General features: G+C 62.0%; 12 protein-coding genes and 1 riboswitch. Of the genes, 9 read left to right on the top strand and 3 right to left on the bottom strand.

The genetic code is table 11. The features are described 5' to 3' along the window. Positions 1-29: 29 nt before the first annotated feature. A riboswitch (cyclic di-GMP riboswitch) is annotated at positions 30-115 on the bottom strand. 264 nt (positions 116-379) lie between these two features. Next, positions 380-2,062 carry a methyl-accepting chemotaxis protein gene (locus tag OKC31_RS11370; protein ID WP_247823882.1) on the bottom strand — a complete coding sequence of 561 codons (1,683 nt, stop codon included), beginning with the start codon at positions 2,060-2,062 and terminating at the stop codon, positions 380-382. 276 nt (positions 2,063-2,338) lie between these two features. Between OKC31_RS11370 and OKC31_RS11365 the strand changes: the two genes are divergently transcribed. The 5 genes from OKC31_RS11365 (at position 2,339) to OKC31_RS11345 (ending at position 10,645) form a co-directional block, all read left to right on the top strand. Continuing rightward, a complete protein-coding gene (locus OKC31_RS11365) occupies positions 2,339-4,183 on the top strand; it encodes a M3 family metallopeptidase (protein WP_247823883.1) in 1,845 nt (614 codons plus the stop codon). 571 nt (positions 4,184-4,754) lie between these two features. Next, entirely contained in the window at positions 4,755-7,139 is a 2,385-nt protein-coding gene (gene pgaA / locus OKC31_RS11360; RefSeq protein ID WP_247823884.1) for a poly-beta-1,6 N-acetyl-D-glucosamine export porin PgaA, read from the top strand. Further along, entirely contained in the window at positions 7,139-9,097 is a 1,959-nt protein-coding gene (gene pgaB, locus OKC31_RS11355) for a poly-beta-1,6-N-acetyl-D-glucosamine N-deacetylase PgaB (RefSeq protein ID WP_247823885.1), read from the top strand. The genes pgaA and pgaB overlap by 1 nt, the downstream gene beginning before the upstream one ends. Continuing rightward, complete coding sequence (gene pgaC, locus OKC31_RS11350; RefSeq protein ID WP_247823886.1) at positions 9,094-10,344, top strand: poly-beta-1,6-N-acetyl-D-glucosamine synthase; 1,251 nt, start codon at positions 9,094-9,096, stop codon at positions 10,342-10,344. The genes pgaB and pgaC overlap by 4 nt, the downstream gene beginning before the upstream one ends. Then, positions 10,331-10,645, top strand: coding sequence for a hypothetical protein (locus OKC31_RS11345; RefSeq protein ID WP_107683830.1), 315 nt, complete (start codon positions 10,331-10,333; stop codon positions 10,643-10,645). The genes pgaC and OKC31_RS11345 overlap by 14 nt, the downstream gene beginning before the upstream one ends. 145 nt (positions 10,646-10,790) lie before the next feature. On the opposite strand, the gene OKC31_RS11340 is transcribed toward OKC31_RS11345, so the two are convergent. Beyond that, positions 10,791-11,024: a hypothetical protein gene (locus tag OKC31_RS11340; RefSeq protein WP_088870201.1), complete on the bottom strand. Its 234-nt coding sequence runs from the start codon at positions 11,022-11,024 to the stop codon at positions 10,791-10,793. Between the two features lie 308 nt (positions 11,025-11,332). On the opposite strand from OKC31_RS11340, the gene OKC31_RS11335 reads away from it, so the two are divergent. Continuing rightward, entirely contained in the window at positions 11,333-12,625 is a 1,293-nt protein-coding gene (locus tag OKC31_RS11335) for a ferredoxin reductase family protein (RefSeq protein ID WP_247823887.1), read from the top strand. A gap of 15 nt (positions 12,626-12,640) precedes the next feature. Here OKC31_RS11335 and OKC31_RS11330 read toward each other — a convergent pair whose 3' ends face one another. Then, entirely contained in the window at positions 12,641-15,808 is a 3,168-nt protein-coding gene (locus OKC31_RS11330; protein WP_247823888.1) for a S41 family peptidase, read from the bottom strand. A 279-nt stretch (positions 15,809-16,087) separates the two neighbouring features. Between OKC31_RS11330 and OKC31_RS11325 the strand changes: the two genes are divergently transcribed. The 3 genes from OKC31_RS11325 (at position 16,088) to OKC31_RS11315 (ending at position 19,156) form a co-directional block, all read left to right on the top strand. Continuing rightward, entirely contained in the window at positions 16,088-16,567 is a 480-nt protein-coding gene (locus OKC31_RS11325) for a L,D-transpeptidase family protein (RefSeq protein ID WP_047434434.1), read from the top strand. A gap of 164 nt (positions 16,568-16,731) precedes the next feature. Then, the gene (locus OKC31_RS11320) at positions 16,732-18,258 is read left to right on the top strand and encodes a YjjI family glycine radical enzyme (RefSeq protein WP_247823889.1); all 1,527 of its coding nucleotides are present in this window, start codon (positions 16,732-16,734) and stop codon (positions 18,256-18,258) included. A 10-nt stretch (positions 18,259-18,268) separates the two neighbouring features. After that, the gene (locus OKC31_RS11315) at positions 18,269-19,156 is read left to right on the top strand and encodes a YjjW family glycine radical enzyme activase (protein WP_021230920.1); all 888 of its coding nucleotides are present in this window, start codon (positions 18,269-18,271) and stop codon (positions 19,154-19,156) included. Positions 19,157-19,292 lie beyond the last annotated feature (136 nt).

Raw genomic sequence — 19,292 nt, 5'->3', positions numbered from 1 at the left:
GCCGAGGAGATCCCCGATGCACACTTGCGTGTGGCAACCCCGCTATCCTGGACAAAACGTCTGTAGACCGGAGGCTTTGCGTCCCGACCTTTCGGTCAGTTTGCCAAATGACTAGATGGTTAGTGATGGGCCAAATGTTCGGCCATCACCATTGTGCACCGCATTGATTAATTATTTGAAGTTAAATGTTTAAATGCACCGTTCAACGGCACATGGATCATTCTAACTAGCTGTTTTTAAATTGTTCTCTTATCTGTGAATGGCGTCGAATACCGTTGAATATGCCGATAAGGTGCATGCTAATTGCGTGTTGTTGGCGTAAAAAAACCTGCCAGCTGGGCTGGCAGGTCGGGTGACAAGGCGACACGGGTTGACGCCATCAATGACGGGCGCGCTGCTCTCCGGAGGGGGGAGACACAGGAGTCATCATTGGCGCTGTAGCTGACTCCTTGCCCAGTTTGAACACCGCAAGCCGTTCATCAAGGCTGCGGGAGAGACCGGCCAGCAGTTCGCTCTCCTGCGCCAGTTGCGAGGCGGACTGGGACATCTCCAGCGCCGAGTCGTTGATGCCGCTGACGTTGCGGTTCATATCCTCGGCCACCATGCTCTGCTGCTCGGCGGCGGTGGCGATCTGGGTCGCCATGTCGCTCACATGCTGGATGTGGTTGACGATCAGGGTGAGATCCTGGCCCGCCTGCTGGGATTGATCGACGCTGCTCTCCGCCAGCTTGCGGCTGGCATCCATGGCATTGGCTGCACTGACGGCCCGTTGTTGCAGTTGGGCAATGGTGCTCTGGATCTCCTCGGTGGACTGGCGAGTGCGGCTGGCCAGTTGGCGCACCTCGTCGGCCACCACGGCAAAACCACGGCCCTGCTCGCCGGCGCGGGCTGCCTCGATGGCGGCGTTGAGGGCCAGCAGGTTGGTCTGATCCGAGATGGCACTGATGACCGCCGTCACCTCGCCGATCTGCATGACCCCCTCTTTGAGCTGATTGACCTGTTGGGTCGCCTGCTCCACTTCGCTGGCGAGCGCCTTGATGCCGTTCACGCTGGCGTGCACATCCCGGTTGCCGAGGCCAGCCTCACCGGTCGCCTCCTGGGTATCGCGCGCAGTGTTCTCGGCATGGCCCGCTACGTCAGAGATGGTGGTACTCATCTCGTTCATGGCTGTAGCGAGTTGGGCCAGCTGATCCCGCTGGTTGGTGACCGCCTGATTAGTCTGCTCGGCGGAGGCGGCAATGCGCAGAGCGGCATCGGCCACGTTGCGGGCCCCCTGACTTGCCTCCAGCAGCGCGTGGCGGATGGCATCGAGACTCTGGTTGGTGCAGCGGGCGACCACTCCCAGCTCATCCTTGCCCTGTACCGGGATGCTCACCACCAGATCCCCCTTGGCGACCCGTTGCATGGCGTGGTTGATCTGGCTGAGGGGGGAGACGATGGAGTGGGTGATGCGCCAGCCCAGCAGCCCCATCAGCAGGATCACGATGGCGGTGGCGGTACCCATCTTCATGTACTGGGCCCAGATGGTCTGCTGAATATCCTGCAGCAGCATGCCGGAACCGAGGATCCAGCCCCAGGGCTGATAGCCGGAGACCATGGAGAGCTTGTCGGCGGTTTCACCCGATGGGCCTGTCCAGACATATTGCAGGGTGCCCTGTTTGCCCCCTTTGGCGATATCCACCATCTGATACCAGAACTGCCCGGCGGTGGCGGCACTTCCTTCACCCATCTTCTGGCCGACCAGTTCGGGACGGATAGGGTGAACCACCATGGTGCGGTTCTCGTCGATGACGAATAAATAGTTGTTGCCATCAAAGCGGGTGTTGGTCAGCAGCTTGCGCGCTTCCTGCTGGGCCTGCTCTGCTGGCAGGGTGCTGGCCAGAAACTGGATCTGGCTCATGGCCTGCTCCAGTACCGCATTGAGCCGCGCCTCTCGCTCGCTCATCAGATTGCGCTGGAGCGCGTTGGCCGAGATAAGCAGCAGCGAGACAAAACCGACAAACGCCAGTGCGAGCAGCAAAATCAATTTGCGGCTCACGGTAATATCACCGAGCTTGAACATGACTAAACCCTCATTTCCCTGTTGATTTTATGTGGCTCTGTACCGCGGCAGCCAGTTCGTAAGAGTTAACAACTCATTTACTTTCAGTCTCTTGCCGAGCTTTCTCAAATGAGCGTTTTAACATCAGTATAGTCAGCAGACAGCAACCCCCACTTTTTGGTAGCGTGTTGATGCGCATCCCTGCGCAATTTTTGCCAAAGAGTGTGAATGGTTTGGCATTTCTTCAAAAAAAGGAGTGGGCCCCGCTGCGGGTGACCCCATAACAAGAGGGAATTTATGAGTTCCATTGCCAGGAATTACTTCAACCAGCTCAACGCCGACTACCTGCAGGTACACAGGCGCAAGGAGGATCTCTTCTGGTCCACCTATATGGGCACCAGCGATGATCAGGCCGGTTTCACCGCGGCCGAGCAGGCCTACAAGGCCTTTTGTGCCAATCCGGCCCGTCTGCCCGAATTGCGGGAGATGCTGGTGCAGGCCGACGAGGATGATCTCAAGCGCGGTCTGCAAGGCTGGATCGCCTTCTTCGAGTGCAATGTGATTGAAGATCCCGCCGCTGCCGCCCTGATGGATGAGCTGGTAGCCGCCGAGGCGGAGCTGTTCGCCCGCCGCAAGGGGCTGAAACTGACCCTGCTGGATGAGCAGGGTCAGCAGGTCGCAGGCAGCCTGCCTGCCGCCAGTACCTCCCTTGCCGCCAGCCCGAACGAGGCGGTGCGCCAGAGCGCGCTCGCCATGTTCCGCACCCTGGAGCAGTGGGTGGTCGGCAACGGTTTTCTCGAGGTGGTGGCGATCCGCAACCGCTTTGCCCGTGCCATGGGCTATCGCGACTACTTCGACTACAAGGTGCGCAAGAACGAGCAGATGAGCCCGGAGCAGCTGTTCGCCATCCTCGACGACTTTATTGCCCGCACCGACGCCCGGTTGCAGCAGAGCCTGGCCGAGCTGAAGGCCGCCAAGGGGGAGGCGGCCCTGCTGCCCCATAACCTGCGTTACAGCGTGAGCGGCGATGTGACCCGCCAGCTAGATCCTTACGTGCCCTTCTCGCGGGCGCTGCGGGATTGGGTTGAGAGCTTCCGCCGGCTCGGCATCCAGTATCGTGGTGCGACCCTGACCCTGGATTTGCTGACCCGTGAGGGGAAATACGAGAACGGCTTCTGCCACGGTCCGGTACCGAGCTTCTTCCAACAGGGGGAGTGGGTGCCGGCGGTGGTCAATTTCACCAGCCTGGCCGATCCGGCGCAGGTGGGCAGCGGCTGGAGTGGCCTCAACACCCTGTTCCACGAGGGAGGCCACGCCGCGCACTTTGCCAATGTCACCGGCAACGCCCCCTGCTTCTCACAGGAGTTTCCGCCCACCTCCATGGCCTATGCCGAAACCCAGTCGATGTTCTGCGACAGCCTGCTGGACGATGCTGACTGGCTCAAACGTTACGCCAGAAATGCGGCGGGAGAGGCTGTTCCCGACGCCCTTATCAAGGAGATGATTGAAGCGCGTCAGCCGTTTCGCGCGTTTAACGAACGTCAGATCGCGCTGGTGGCCTACTTCGAGCGGGATCTCTACGCCATGGATGAGGCCGAACGTACTCCCGAGGCGGTGCTGGCGCTGGCCCGTCAGTGGGAGCGCAAGATCCTCGGGGTGGAGAGCCCGCGCCCGTTGCTGGCCATTCCGCACCTCCTTAATCAGGAGTCGGCCTGCGCCTATCATGGCTACCTGCTGGCGCTGATGGCGGTGGAGCAGACCCGCGCCTTTTTCCTCAAACGTGATGGCTACCTCACCGACAACCCGCGTATCGGGCCGGATCTGGCCGCCCACTACTGGGGGCCTGGCAACGGCATGAGTCACGATGAGACCCTGCGCAGCCTGACCGGCGAGGGATTCAGCGCGGTGCCGCTGGCCGAGGCGTGCAACCTGAGCGCCGCCGAGGCGTGGCAACAGGCGCAGGCCTGCATGGCCGCCGCCCAGCAGCGCCCCGCAACTGGCGAGGGAAGCCCGCTCGATGCCCATATCCGGGTGGTACACGGCGCCGAGCTTATCGCCGACAACAGCGAGTCGGAAACCCGCATGCTGGCCGACTTCGAGGCGTGGATCCTGAGCCACAGCGCACGAGCCTCTGTTGCGTAAGCTGGAATGCTCCCGGTTCTTGAGCCGGGGGCACTCTTGGCGTGGTTCTGATGTCTGTTCGCGGCGATGACTGGCTGGTGCGACTTTAGAAATGCTGATGACACAGGCTGTCGCATGATGGTTTTGGTATGCGGATTTCAGATTAAATATGTATTCATATGAACAAGTCTCTACAGAGCAGGCCATAAGCTCATAGAACCTTATCGCCTCATATCTTTGTTTATTTTGTTAATGGTGTTTTTTGTACTCACCTTTGTGCATAAAGATTGATCTATTCATCTGTTTGAGAAACATTCTCATCTTACTGGATTGACTAAATTGTCCACAGCTGCAAAATCGCCCACCTTGCCACTCCCGATGTGAATCGGGTTCGGAAAGCCTCAGATCTCCGCCCGGAGATGGCTGGGCCGCACATAGGAAAGGTGTGGCCGCTGCCCGCCTTTCACCCTCGAAATCAGCACACAAGTCAGGAAGCCCTCTTGCTCGTCAGGCAGGAGCGGACGGGTGTGTATATCCGCATGGCCGTGCAGGGACAATACGACCAGCGTTTGTTATGGGTGGTATGTTGCGAATGAATCGCATCTTTTTGATGTTGGCGCTGCTGCCCCTGCTGGTGTGCGCCAGTGAGGTGGACAGAGTGCGTGAAGCCTGGGTGATCAAGGCCCGGGCGGGAGAGCTGGATGCGGCAGCGCACGGGCTGGATGCTCTCTATCGACAAAGTGGTGATGGCAAGGTGCTCGATGACCTGATTGCCGTGCAGCTGTGGCGGGGTGATCGCAAGGGGGCGCTGGCCGCCTGTGAGCCGTGCGAGCTCAGCCCCATCAGCAACAGTACGCTGGAAGGGGTGGCACGTGCCGCCCGCGACGAGAAGCGCTACTCCGAGGCGATCAGCTATTACCGCATCCTGCAGGGACGCGATCCCGCCAACCGCAATGGCTGGCTCGGGCTGTTTCTCACTGCCAGTGATCAGGGCAACCGCGAGCTGGCCCGCCACGCTGCGGGTGAATATGAGGCCAACTTTGGCCGCGATCAGGCGATCCTCGAAGCCCGCATCTATGCCGCCCGCCAAGGTGAAGATCCCATGGGTGAGCTGCTGGCCCGCCAGCAGTGGCTGGAGCTGGAGCCGGACAACCCCGAACAGGTGCTGGCACTCTATCGGGTAGCCGTGAGTCTGGGGGCAGGGCCTGCCGCTGCAGAGCTGATGGGCCGTTACCCCAAGCTGTTCAAACCGGTCGACCGGCTCTGGCTCGACTACTACCAGGCGGTCAATCTGCTGCGGATCTCGGCCCAGACCGAAGATCCGGCGCTGGCCCGTCGCTCCCTTACTCGCACGCTTGCACTGCAAGAGCGGATCCTGGCCCGTGCCCCTCACGATCATGTGCTCTACATCAGTGCCCGTCGCGATGTAGTGGTGACCCTGGTAGCCCTTGGCGATTTTGCCCGGGCCGAACGGGAGTCTGCGACGCTGCAGGCCGAGGGGCCATTGCCTGACTATGTGCTGGAGGCGCGCGCCGATGCTCTGGCCGGGCTGGGACGGGTGGATGAGGCCTCCATGATTTACCAGCAACTGGCGACCCCCGCACGGGCCAAAGACAAGCGCCTGCTGGAGAAGCGCTTCTACGCCTATTCGGATGGCGAGCGCTATGGCGCGGCACAGGGTCTGCTGGCCGGTTGGCAGGAGCCACCGACTCGCTGGGATTTCACCGGCAACATGCGGATGGCCAACGACGACTACGAGAAGGTATTGCAGCTGAAAACCTTGCTGCAGGCCTGGCGTGGTCAGGCGGGCGCCGCAGAGGCTCAGTTGGAAGCGTGGCTGCAAACCGCGCCAGCCAATCCCTGGCTCTGGCTGCAACTGGGGGATATCCGCCGCTGGCGGGGTCATCCCGACGGGGCCGAGCAGGCGTATCGGCAGGCTGTGCGCTGGCTGCCTGTCGGACGCACCGTGCTGGCCGAGCCCGGCCGCCTCAATGCCCGGCTCGACAAGGGCGACTGGCAGGGCACGCCGCAGGCTGTGCGCACCCTCGGCAACCTGACCCGGGATCGTCAGGAGTTACAGCAGCGGCTGACTCTGGAGCAGGCCCCGCAATTTGTCACTGACCTGACTCATGGTCGCAACGAAGGGGGCTCGGTGCAGGCCAGTCGTGACTGGAGCTACGACAGCCGCCTCTACAGTGCTCGCACTGATGGCGGTGATCGACTGTTTGTCCGCCGTCAGGGCAGCTTTGGCGAGTTCGACCAGCAGCCCGAGCGCGCCGCCTATACCGGGCTGGGGGCCGAGATCTTTTTCTACCCGCTGCAGCTGACGCTGGAGGGGGGCACGGGCAGCGAGCTCAACCACAAAGGCTATCTGTGGAGTCGCCTCGACTGGCGGTTGAATGATCACTGGACGCTGGGCACGGCCATCAACCTCAACAGTGTCGATACCCCGCTGCGGGCATTGGCGCGTGGCAACTACGCCGATCAATACCAGCTCGATCTGGGCTGGCGTCAGGATGAGACCCGCGAGGGGGCACTGCGGCTGGAGCGGATGGATATCAGCGATGGCAACCGGCGGCTGACGGCCTCCGGCTGGCTGCGTCAGGATCTCTGGCGCCGGGATCGCTGGTGGTTCGATACCACCTTGCGTGGTGCCGCCTCACGCAACGAGGCGGTGGAAGTCGACTACTTCAACCCCCAGCAGGATCGCAATCTGGAGCTGGAGCTGGCGGGGCGCTATCGACTGCCGCTGGACGGTCGTCGCTCTTTGCTGCAGAGCCTGACCATGAGTGGCAATCACTACTGGCAGCAGGGCTATGGCAGCGATCAGGGGTGGCAGCTCAGCTATCGCCATGACTGGATCCTCTCTCCCGCTCTCCGCCTGGGCTATGGCCTGGGCCGCCGTCAGGCCATCTATGACGGCAACCCCGAGTTCGGAAATTTCATCTTCGCCAATCTGCAATGGAGTTTCATGTGATGAAACGCTGGCTTGCTCCTTTCGTTTTGCTGCTTGCACTGCTGCCTTCGCTGACGCAGGCGGCCCGTCAACCCGATGACTACGTGGTGCTCTGCTACCACGATATCGTCGATCTGAAATTGACCCCCAACCTCAAGCTCTATCCCCAGACCATCCGGCGCGACACCCTGATCCGCCACTTCAACTGGATCAAGCAGCAGGGCTATCACCCGGTCAGCTTCCAGCAGATCCTGGATGCCAAAGCGGGCAAGGGACCGCTGCCGGAGAAGGCGATCCTGCTCAGCTTCGATGATGGCTACGAGAGCTTCTACCGGCTAGTCTATCCGCTGCTCAAGCTCTACAACTATCCGGCGGTCTTTGCGCTGGTGGGCAGCTGGCTGGATGTGGCCGATGACAAGATGGTCCCGTACGGCAATGACAAACTGCCGCGCAGCTACTTCGTCGGCTGGCCGCAGATCCGCGAGATGCAGGACTCCGGACTGGTGGAGCTGGCCTCCCACACTTTCACCTCCCACTACGGGCTGCTCGCCAACCCGCAGGGCAACGTGCAGCCGGCGGTCACCACCGCAGGCTGGAGCCAGAATGGCTACGAGAGCATGGCCGACTATCGGGCCCGGATAAAAGCCGACTTTGACGCATCGGCCAGTCAGCTCAGGGAGCAGACCGGTCGGGCCCCACGGATCCTGGTCTGGCCCTACGGCGCCTTCAACCAGACCGCGCTGGATCTGGCCCGTGCGGCGGGGATGCCATACACCTTCACCCTTGCGGAAGGGCTCAACAAGCTGAGTGACTCGGGCAGCACGGTGCGCCGCTATCTGCTGGAGGAGGACACCAGCCTCGAAACTCTGGACGAGATCATGGGGGGCAACACCTGGGAGCGGCAGGTGGAGCGCTTGGTGCACGTGGATCTGGACTATGTCTACGACAAGGATCCGCAGCAGATGAACAAGAACATCGACATGCTGCTGGACCGGATCAAGGGTTACGGTATCACCACCGTCTATCTGCAGGCCTATGCCGATGACAACGGCGACGGAGTAGCGGAGGCGCTCTATTTCCCCAACCGTCATATGCCGGTCAAGACGGATCTCTTCAATCGGGTGTCCTGGCAGCTCAAGACCCGTGCCGGGGTCAAGGTGTTCGCCTGGATGCCGGTGATGGCCTACGACATGGGGCCGAACCACGCCTATGTCACCGACAGCCGTACCGGCGCCCCCGCCAAGGGGCAGTATCTGCGCCTCTCGCCCTGGGATCCTGCCAGCCGTCAGCTGCTGCTGGATATCTATGAGGATCTCGGTTTTTACACCAAGTTCGATGGCCTGCTGTTCCATGACGACGCCTTCCTCAGCGACTACGAGGGGCCGATGCCGCTGGCTCGCACCCCGAATGCGCTGCAGGCACAGGGGGAGCAGAAGACCGATCTGCTGATCGACTTCACCATGGCGCTGCGTGATGCCGCCGCTCGTTACCGGCAAGGGGGCGCCGATGGTCTCAAGACTGCCCGCAACATCTATGCGGCGCTGGTGACAGAGCCGCAATCCCAGCAGTGGTTTGCCCAGAGCATGGCGGCGTTTGCCAAGGCCTATGACTACACCGCTGTAATGGCGATGCCCTATATGGAGCAGGCAGAAAACCCCGATGAGTGGCTGGCCAGGCTGGCGGAGGATTCACTGGCACAGGTGCCGGCCAATCGGCTGGTGTTCGAATTGCAGAGTCGCAACTGGCGCACCGACCAGCCTATCCCCGATGCCGAGCTGGTGCGCTGGATGCAGATCATCCAGCGCAAGGGGGTGACCAACTTTGGCTACTACCCGGATGATTTTCACAACAACCAGCCGGATCCGGCCGTGCTCAAGCCGGTCTTCTCGGTGCAGACCCAGCCTCAGCCGACCCAGCTGCCGGCGACGCCGGTCGCAGTCAGTACCGCTAAAGCCACCCAAGGGGAGGCGATGCAGTGAAGGATCTTCTGGAAGGGATAGCCATCTTTACGTTGGCCTATCCCAGTCTGATGGCCATGGTGTGGGTTTGTGGCGGTCTCTATTACTACTTCCAGTGGGAGCGAAGGGATATCGCGCTGGCCAAGCGGGGGCTGGAGCTCCCCTATTACCCCAGGGTGACCCTGATGGTGCCTTGCTACAACGAGGGGGCCAATGTCGAGGAGACCATCGGCCACCTGCTGCGCCAGCGCTATCCCGATTTTGAGGTGCTGGCCATCAACGATGGCAGCAAGGACGACACAGGCGCGCGGCTGGATCGGCTGGCGCAGCAGGATCCGCGCCTGACCGTGCTCCACCAGCACAATCAGGGCAAGGCGATGGCGCTCAACAACGGGCTGGCGGTGGCCAGCGGGGAGATCCTGGTCGGCATCGACGGGGATGCGGTGCTCGACTATGACGCGGTGCGCTGGATGGTGAAGCACTTCATCGAGAGCCCGAGGGTCGGGGCGGTCACCGGCAACCCGCGGGTGCGCACCCGCTCCACCATCATCGGCAAGATCCAGACCGGCGAGTTCAGCTCCATCATCGGCCTCATCAAGCGGGCCCAGCGGATCTACGGCACTGTCTTTACCGTCTCCGGGGTGGTGGTGGCCTTTCGCAAGTTGGCGGTCGAGGCAGTCGGCGGCTGGAGCAATGACATGGTGACCGAGGATATCGACATCAGCTGGAAGCTGCAGCTGGCCGGCTGGCTCATCCACTATCAGCCCCAGGCGCTCTGCTGGGTGCTGATGCCGGAGACGGTACGCGGTCTCTACAAGCAGCGGTTGCGCTGGGCGCAGGGGGGCGCCGAGGTGTTTCTGCGCTACGGGTTGCAGGCGATGTGCTGGCGCAACCGCCGCTTCTGGTTGCTGCTGTTGGAGTATCTCTCCAGCGTGGCCTGGTGCTACAGCATGTTGCTGCTGGCGCTGATCTGGCTGATTGAGCCTGACTTGAGCGGACTGGCGGTGGGTCATCTGTTCCAGTGGACCGGGGTGATGATGACCGCGATTTGCCTGGTGCAGTTCGGGGTCAGCATCTTTATCGACAACCACTACGACAAGAGCATGGCCCGCAGCTTTATCTGGTGCGTCTGGTATCCGCTTATCTACTGGCTGCTCAATCTGGTGACCGTGGTGGTGGCGGTGCCCAAGGCGATCCTGCGTCGCCGTGGCCAGCTGGCGGTGTGGGAGAGTCCTGACAGGGGAGAGTCGTTCCGTGACAAAGCATAAGCTGGCGAACGAGATGATCATCAGCAACGGCGCCCGGCGCAGCTGGAAGTACCGGCTGCGGGATCTGCTGATCTTGCTGGTGACCTGGGGCGGCTGGCTGTTTCTGGCGCTGCAACCCTGGTTCAACTATCTGGAGACGGAGGAGGATGAGAGCTTTATCGGTTCGCTGGATGCCATCGAGGTGGGACAACTGTTTCTGGCCCTGTTGTTCGGCATCTTCCTGTTGATCCACTCCTGGGCGAAATACAACAAGCTGCTGCACCGGCTGGTGGGCAAGCGAGCGGCCTCGAAAGCGCCGTGAGCATGAGGGGCCAGTCGGCCCCTCATTTTTTATCACCGATAAAGCACTGCGAAGCGGGCGGGGTACCCGGAGCGTTTTTTTCGGGCCGGTTTGCCATCGTGATGTCGCCGACACTCCCAAAACCAGTCGTTTTGCCCCTAATTTTTCATTCATCAATAACTTTATTTCCGCAATTTTCACAGATGGCATGTCGTTCAAAGCGATCCATGTTGGCCAGAAAGGGGCCGGCGGCCCAGCCGGTAATGAAGTCTTTGATAAATGCTGTGCGCTTTTGCTCCGGTGTCGGCTGTTTGCCAAAGGATTTGTCGACCAGCACCACGACATGGTTGGTCTCGCGCTGACAACTCGGGCAGTAGCGTTGTTCAGTGGATGAAAGCAAGGGGGATCTCCTTGTCTGGAAGAGTGGGCAGCAGGTTTTCCGCCGCAGATATGTAACGTCCCCATTTGATTCCTTTTCCTGGCAGGTCGTCAATCACAGCGGAGGTGGATTGTGCGCCATCTCCTGTGAAGAGGGGCGAGCCAACAAGGGTGATCACGAGGGGCCAGTCGGCCCCTCTTTTGTTTCCGTTTGTCACACATTGCCACACAAGCTTCCCCCTCTGGCAAAGTCTTGTGACCGGACGGGTGTGCAATGGTGCCATGAGCAGGGAGATGAGGCCCTGCCGCGATGGAACCGGGGGGCATGTTATGACGAACAAATGGATGTGGTGGCTGTTGCCATTGCTGGCGGTCGGAGTCTGGTGGCTCGGGTATGCGGGGGATGCCAACGGAGTGTGGCCCTGGCGCCATGAGATGTTGTTACTGACCGGCCTGCTGGGGATGACCTATATGGCCATTTCGCTTTTGCTGGCGTTGCGCCTGCCGCAGTTGGAGGTGTGGTGTGGCGGTCTGGACCGGATGTTGCGATTGCACCGTCAGACGGCCATCGGCGGTGCATTGGCGCTGACCGCCCACTGGCTGGTGGTGGAGGCGCCCAAGTGGGCAGTCTCGGCGGGTTGGCTGAGTCGTCCCGCCCGGCGTGGGGCCAGTGCAGCTGGAGCTAGCGCAGGTAATGGCATCTCGCTCCATGCCCTTGGCAATACCCTGGGTGAGTGGAGTTTCTATCTACTGATCGCGTTGGTGGTAGTGAGCTTGCTGGCGCTGGTGAGTTATGGCCGTTTTCGGCTGATCCACCGTCTGGCGCCGCTCATCTATCTGGCGGGGTGGGGGCACGGGCTCTGCCTGCTGCCTCAGGTGGGAGCCATGACGCCTGTTGGGGTATCGATCTGGTTGATCGGCGGGATCGGTGCTATCGGGGCCCTCTACTCCCTGTTGGGACAAGTGGGGGCGCGGGATCGCCATCCAGGCCGGGTCGTTGCGGTGCGCACGCTGGCGGATCACACCTGCGAGCTGACCATGCAGCTGGAGCGGCCGCTCGCCCATTACCGCCCGGGCCAGTTTGCCTTCTTCGAGTTTGACGCCAAGGAGGGGCCGCACCCCTTTACCCTGGTGCGGGTGTCAGCGGATCGGCGCCAGCTGGTGATCGCGGTGCGGGCGCTCGGGGATCATACCCGTCAGCTGGTGGCAGAGGCGCGCGCCGGGGATGGGGTGGTGGTGACCGGGCCCTATGGCGCCTTTGTCGCCCCGCAAGGGGGAGGTAGAGCCCTCTGGCTGGGGGCCGGGATCGGTATCACACCGTTCGTCGCCTGGCTGGAGGGGTTGGCTGCCCGTGGGGAGCGCAGCGAGGGGATCACCCTGATCCAGTGTGCGCCGGATCTGGCAGGCGCCGTCTACCACCGGCGGTTGGCCGAGCTCTGTCATCGCACCGGCGTGCGCTATCAGCTGCATCTGGACAAGGCGGCCGGGCGACTGGATCTTGCCCGCATTGCGCAGGATGCCCCCGAGCAGGTGTGGTTTTGCGGGCCGGAGGGGATGGCAGATGCCCTGACCCGGCTGTTGCCGGACGGGCATCTGCATCGCGAGCTGTTTCGCTTTCGTTGAGCTCGATGGGGGCCGTTATTTGGCGCTGGCTGACAACTGCTTGAGGGCGGCTTGTACTGCCGCCTCCAGTTGCGGGTCGCGCCCGGCCACCATGTCGGCGGGGGTGAGGGGCACCTGCAGGTCCGGGATCAGCTCCTGATTCTCGTAGAAGGTGCCGTCCGGTTTGCGCAGCCCCAGGGTCGGAATGCCGTAGGAGAGCCCCGGGATCAGCCTGGAGTCGTGGCTGTAGACCATGGTGCCGGTGCCGGGCACCGGATCGCCGACGATGGGGCCGACCTTGAGGGCGCGGTAGTACTCGGGGAAGGCGGAGCCTTCCGAGTAGCTGCCAGCGTTGACCAGCACCACCGAAGGCTTGGTCCACTGGCGAGTGGCGGCATCGGTTTCCCCCTTGCCCTGACGGGGCCAGCTGCTGGCCATCCCCTTGGCGCTGCCGCTGCCGGTCAGAAACTCCACCAGTGTATTGGCGAGATAGCCACCGCTGTTGAAGCGGACATCGACGATCAGCGCATCGCGATTGCGCTGTCTGCCGAGGGCATCCGCCACCACCGCATCGTAGACCTCGCTATTCATTGCCGGCAGATAGACGTAGCCGACCCGTCCTCCGCTCAGGCTGGCCACCAGTTCCCGTCGTTTCTCAATCCAGCGATCCTGTTGCAGCTGGTACTCCTGCTGCTTGTCGATGGCGGTGAGCACCACTTCGTCAGTTTGCTTGTTGCCCTCCTGCTGGAAGGTGAGGGCAAGCCGGACGCCAGCCTGATGGTTGAGGGCCCGATCCAGCTCGGCCAGATTGGCAATCGGGACGCCGTTGATGGCGAGCAGGCGGGCGCCCGGGGCGATATCGCTCTCCTGATCCAGCGGGCCTCCAGAGAGCAGGGCGGTGAGCATCACCCCTTGCTCGCCATCCTGCCAGTAGCCGCCCAGGCTGGCGGTCTCGTCCGCCATGCGCGGGAAGGAGGCGGGGCCGCTGCCCCAGGTGTGGGAAACATTGAGCTCGCCAGCCAGCTCCGCCAACAGGTTGCCAAAGTCCCGCGGGTTGCCGATGCCCGGCAGCAGGCAGCGGTAAGCGGCGACATAGCTATCCCAGTTCACCCCGTTCATGTCGTCCAGATAGAACTCGTCCCGGGTGAGCCGGGCGATCTGATCGAAGGCGGCGGTCATGCGTTCCTGCCAGCGGCTGGTGGGTTGCAAGGCGAAGGGGGCGCTGGTGGCCTCGCCGGAGTCGAGGTGGATCCGGGTGATCTCCCCATCCCGCACCAGGGTAGCCAGGGTGCCCTGCTGGTTGAGGCTTGCCAGCGCAGGGCCTGGCTGCTCGCCAAACAGTTCGCTGGTTTTGCCCTTGCGCAGATCCTGGCTGTAGCCCTTGATCTCGCTCTCGCTGTTGACCCCCATCTCTTCCACCAGATAGATCACTTGGTCGCCGATGATGCGGCTGGCGAGCAGGGTGCCGGTGGGTTGCAGCAGCAGTGCTTCGCGATGGTTGAGACGATCGTTCTCAAAGCCGTATCCCCCTTTCGGCGGTTCCAGCTCGGCAATGGCATCGGCTCTGGCGGCGCGGCTGCTGTAAATGCCGAGCAGGTTGGTGACGAGGGGCTCGCCATCGGGCCCCAGTGCGCCAAATCGGGTCGATTGCCAGTAGAGAATGGCGCCATCCTGGCTCCAGCCCGGTTGCCCATCCTGATAGCCGTTGAGGCTGACATTGACCGGTTTGGCCTTGGGATTGGCCGTGTCGATCACCGCGATCTCCTGCTCTGCCGCATCGGGGCGGAAGGTGAGCGCCAGATGGCGGGAGTCGGGGGCAAAGGCGAGATGCACCTCGTGGCGCGAGGGGTTGAAGCTGGCAGGCACCAGCTCCCGCTGCTTGTTGCTCGCCAGATCGAGCAGGTGGATGGCCTGGCCATCTACCACGAAGGCGAGCTGTTTGCCATCGGGGGAGAGCACCGGACGGCTGATCCCCTTGCCGGGAATCGCCAGCAGCAGACTCTCGGTCAGAGTGCCGGGATCGCTGAACAGCAGATCCGGATCACCCTTGCGCAGGCGATAGAGGGCGGCGTGCCCCTGTTGCTCCGACAGATAGATGAGGGCGCGGCCCTGCTCGGCGAAGAGGGGGCTGGACTGCTCGCTCGGATCGCGGGTTAGCTGGCGCACCCGCTCCCGCTCGGGGTCGACGGCAAACAGGTTGCCCTCGCTCACCAGGATCAGCTCGTCCGCCTCTTCGCTGACCAGCGCTTCGCCTGCCAGGGTCAGGGCCTCGCTCGCCTCATCCGGCGCGCTCGCCACTTGCGGGGTGAGGGTCAGCTTGCGTGGCTCGCTGCTACTGGCATCGAGGCGATAGAGCTCGCCCAGCCATGACCAGACCAGATCGCCATTGCGAGAGGCGCTGAGCCCCCGCACCGGATGGCCCTGATAGTGGGTCAGCTGTTGCTCCTTGCCGCTGGCGAGATCCCGGCGCCAGACGTTGAAATCGCCGCTGCGCTCGCTCAGGTAAAAGAGGGTATCTCCCTTGTCGCTCCAGACCGGATCGGTGGCCGCCACCCGATCTTCGGTCAGCTGCTTGTGCTGCTTGCCATCAAACAGCCAGAGACGGGGCACCGCAAACGAGTGCTGATGCTTGCGAAAGGGTTGATCCGCCGCGGGCATCTGATAGGCGATCCGCTCCCCGTGGGGGCGGGCGAGGGTCGCAGGCAGCGGCAGATCGGCCTGAAAGGTGCCGCCAGTGATCGGGGTCCAGTAGAGCTCGCCCCATTGGTAGCCTTCCGCGACAAAATGGTCGGTATCGGGCGTCCCCAGGCGCTGGCTGCTCAGCAACAGCCGTTTGCCATCGGCGCTGAAGGCTTGCGGCAGATCGGTGCGCGAATCGCGAGTGAGGCGCACCATCTCGCCGCCGCTGGCAGGCACCACGAACACATCCTCGTTGCCGTAGAGATTGGCGGCAAAGGCGAGCTGTTTGCCATCCGGTGACCAGATTGGCCGCTGGCTCAGGTAGTCGCTGCCGGTGAGCGCCGTAGCGGGGCCACCCTCGGCACTGGCGACAAAAATGCGCCCCTGCCAGGTGAAGGCAAGCTGCTTGCCATCGGGGGATAGGGCGGGCTCGCGCAGCCAGAGCGCATCGGCGGCGACACTGGCGGGCAGCCAGAGCAGAAGTGGCGAGAACAGCAGGGTGGCGAGGCGGCACGAAGAGCGCATGGCATGATCCTGTCGGGGAGTGGAATGTTATCTTCGCCGATCATTGCCCCGGGTGCCAGCGCGATAATTTTTTGTATCTTGTTGTTTTAACTGTTAATTACCAATGCCAAATGACGGCGTTCAAGGAAGATGGCCTTGCTGCGGCAAGATATGTTTTGCCGGGCATATTGAGTATTGATGGCGATCCAATATCATGGCGCTCGCTCGCCGCTCGGCGGGCATCGTTCAGATGATCTGGTAACAAGAAAAGCCCGCACCAGAGGCTTGTCGAGGGATGGAATGAGAGCCGTATTACTGTGTTTGTTGGGGCTTTGGCCCGCATTGAGTTTTGCCTTTACCGAAAAAGCCGATTTGGTGGTGGTCAAGAAGTCGACCTATAGCCTGACCCTGATGAAGGATGGCAAAGAACTGAAGCGCTACTGGATTGCTCTGGGCCCGGCGCCCAAGGGGCACAAGCAGCAGGAAGGGGATCAGCGTACTCCGGAAGGACGCTACACCCTCGACTACAAGAAGACCAATTCCGGCTACTACAAAGCCATCCATATCAACTATCCGAACCTGGATGACATCAAGCGCGCCAATGAGCTGGGTGTTCGTCCGGGTGGCATGATCATGATCCACGGCCAGCGCAACAGCATTGGCAACCGCAGGGTTCAGCCTTCCAACTGGACCAACGGCTGCATCGCCATGCTCAACCACGAGCTGGATGAAGTGTGGGACGCCGTTGATCCGGGTACGCCCATCGTCATCGAGCCCTGATCCGCACAACGGGGGCCTTGTCGGCAGACAAGGCCCCCGTTCTGTTTGGGGTGTGATCCTCTCTCGCGGATGTCTTTTTGAGACATTCGTATTGTTGTGAATGTCACTTCAAAAAAAGCCTGCAAATGGTGAGGATATGGGCTCTATCCGTGAAGGAGTGTCCCATGTCTTTGATCGAAACCTGTCAGCGTATCGTGCGCGATCCCCATCTCTCCGCCGCCCAGAAGAGCCACGCACTGGCGCTGGCCGCCGAGAATGCGTTGCCCTACCCCGACCTGCCTGCCGCAGTCGCCGAGGCGATGGAGCAGGGATTTATCTGCGACATGTTCGAAGGGCACGCCCCCTACAAGCCGCGTTATGTGCTGCCGGACTATGAAAAATTCCTGAGTCAGGGCTCTTCCTGGCTGGAGCTGACGGCGCCGCAGGATTTCGACGAGGCGCTCAACGCCCTGCGCATCCTCTATCACCATGTCCCCTCCGTCACCGGCATGCCGGTCTGGCTGGGGCGGCTCGACCATCTGCTGTTGCCGTTTGTCGGCGAACTGGATGATGAGACCCTCTATCGCAAGCTGAAGGGGTTCTGGATCTATCTGGATCGGGTGCTGCCGGACGCCTTCATGCACGTCAACATCGGGCCGGATGACAACCGCATCTGCCGCCTGATCCTGCGTATCGACAACGAGCTCAAGCAGGTGGCGCCGAACCTCACCTTCTTCCACGATCCGGAGCAGACCCCCGACGATCTGCTGCTGCAGGCGGTGAAGAACATCGCCGAGTGCAGCAAGCCGCACATCGCCAACTACCCGATCCATCGCGACACCTTCGACCAGCGTGGTTTTGGTATCGTCAGCTGCTACAACGCCCTGCCGCAGGCGGGTGGCGCCAATACCCTGGTGCGCATCTCCCTCAAGCGGGTCGCCGAGCAGTGTCAGGGGATCGACGACTTCCTCGGCTGCCTGCTGCCCCACTACTGCCGCTTGGCCTCTCAGCTGATCGAAGCGCGGGCCGCATTCCTCCACGATGAGTCCGGTTTCTTCGACAGCTTCCTGGTGAAAGAGGGGCTGCTGGATGAGGATCGTTTCGTCCCCATGTTCGGCATCTACGGCATGGCGGAAGCGGTCAATATCCTGATGGATAAAGAGAATCTGCCGGATCGCTACGGCCATGGCGAGGAGGCGAACCAGCTTGGCTATCGCATCTCGGCCCAGCTTTCCGCCTATGTGACCACGACCCCGCAGACCCATGCCTGGGGTGGCCGCGCTTTATTGCATTCGCAAGGTGGCCTCAGCATCGATGTGGCTGTTACCCCCGGGGTGCGCATTCCCTACGGGCATGAGCCGGATCCGGCAAGCCATGTGCTGGCACTGGCGCCGCACCACACTTATTACCATTCGGGGATCAGCGAGATCCTGACGCTGGATCCCACCATCCGCCAGAACCCGCAGGCGCTGTTGCAGCTCTGCAAGGGGGCGCTCGCCATCGGTATGCGCGAGTTCACCGCCAACGTGGCCGACAGCGATCTGGTGCGGGTGACCGGCTACATGATCCGCAAGAGCGACGTAGCTCGTTTTGCAGAAGAAGGCTCGCGGTTGCAGACCACCTGTCTCGGTGCCGAGGCGAGTGAAGTGACTGCCATCCGGCAGCGGGCACCGCGAGTAGTCGCTCACGAATCGACTATCGGCGAGTATTGAGTTCGCACCGATGGCTGATGTTTTGCCAACACGCAGCGCCCTGGTAAGCAGGGTGCTGCCATTCTCCTGTGTCGATGGGCCGGGCAACCGGCTGGTGCTGTTTCTGCAGGGCTGCAACTTTCGCTGCCCCGGCTGCCACAACCCGCACACCATAGGGTTATGCGACGATTGTGGCGACTGCCTTGCGGTCTGTCCTAGCGGCGCCCTCTCCATGAGCGAGGGCAAGGTACAATGGCAGGCAACGCTCTGCACCGATTGCGACGCTTGTCTGGATGTCTGCCCGCGCAGTGCCAATCCCAAGACCTCCACCATGACGGTGGACGACGTGTTGGCCCTGCTGCGCCGCTACGGCCCCTTGCTGACCGGCATTACCGTCTCCGGCGGCGAGGCGACCACCCGGCTCCCCTTTGTGGTTGCGCTCTTTACCGCCATCAAGGCCGCGCCGGATCTGGCCCATCTCACTTGCCTGCTCGACAGCAACGGCTCGCTGGCCGAAACCGGCTGGCAGCGGCTGCTGCCGGTGCTCGACGGCGCCATGCTCGATCTCAAGGGGTGGCGTGACTCGGTGCATCACTCCCTGACCGGCTATGGTCGCGAGCGGGTGCTGGCATCGCTGCAACTGCTGGCACGCCACGGCAAGCTGACCGAACTGCGGCTGCTCCATGTGCCGGGCAAGAGCGATTTTCTGGATGCGAGTGGTGAGCTGGACGAGGATCTTGCCGCCTTCTTGCAGCAGCTTGGGCCTGTGCCCATTCGCCTCAACGGCTTTCGCCACCACGGGGTGCGGGGGGAGGCGGCGCAATGGCCAGAGGCTCACCAAACCGAGCTGGAACAGCTGGCCAGCCGTTTGCGTGCAGCGGGATTGGGGCCTGTCTCACTGCCTGCCTTGATGGGCTGAGTGGCTGCGTCATCCGGTGACCGTCATGGTGTGAGGTGCGGCATGGAAAGGCCGCAACTGTGATTTCTGTCTATTGGAGGGGGCGAGAACGGCGGCTAGAATAATGGCCATCTTCTTACCCCTCAATGACAGATAA

This window comes from Aeromonas sp. Y293-4 (genome assembly GCF_027705905.1).
Classification (GTDB): Bacteria; Pseudomonadota; Gammaproteobacteria; order Enterobacterales; family Aeromonadaceae; genus Aeromonas; species Aeromonas veronii.
Note: the sequence above shows the minus strand (reverse complement) of the source record. Positions and strands in the feature narration are given on the sequence as shown.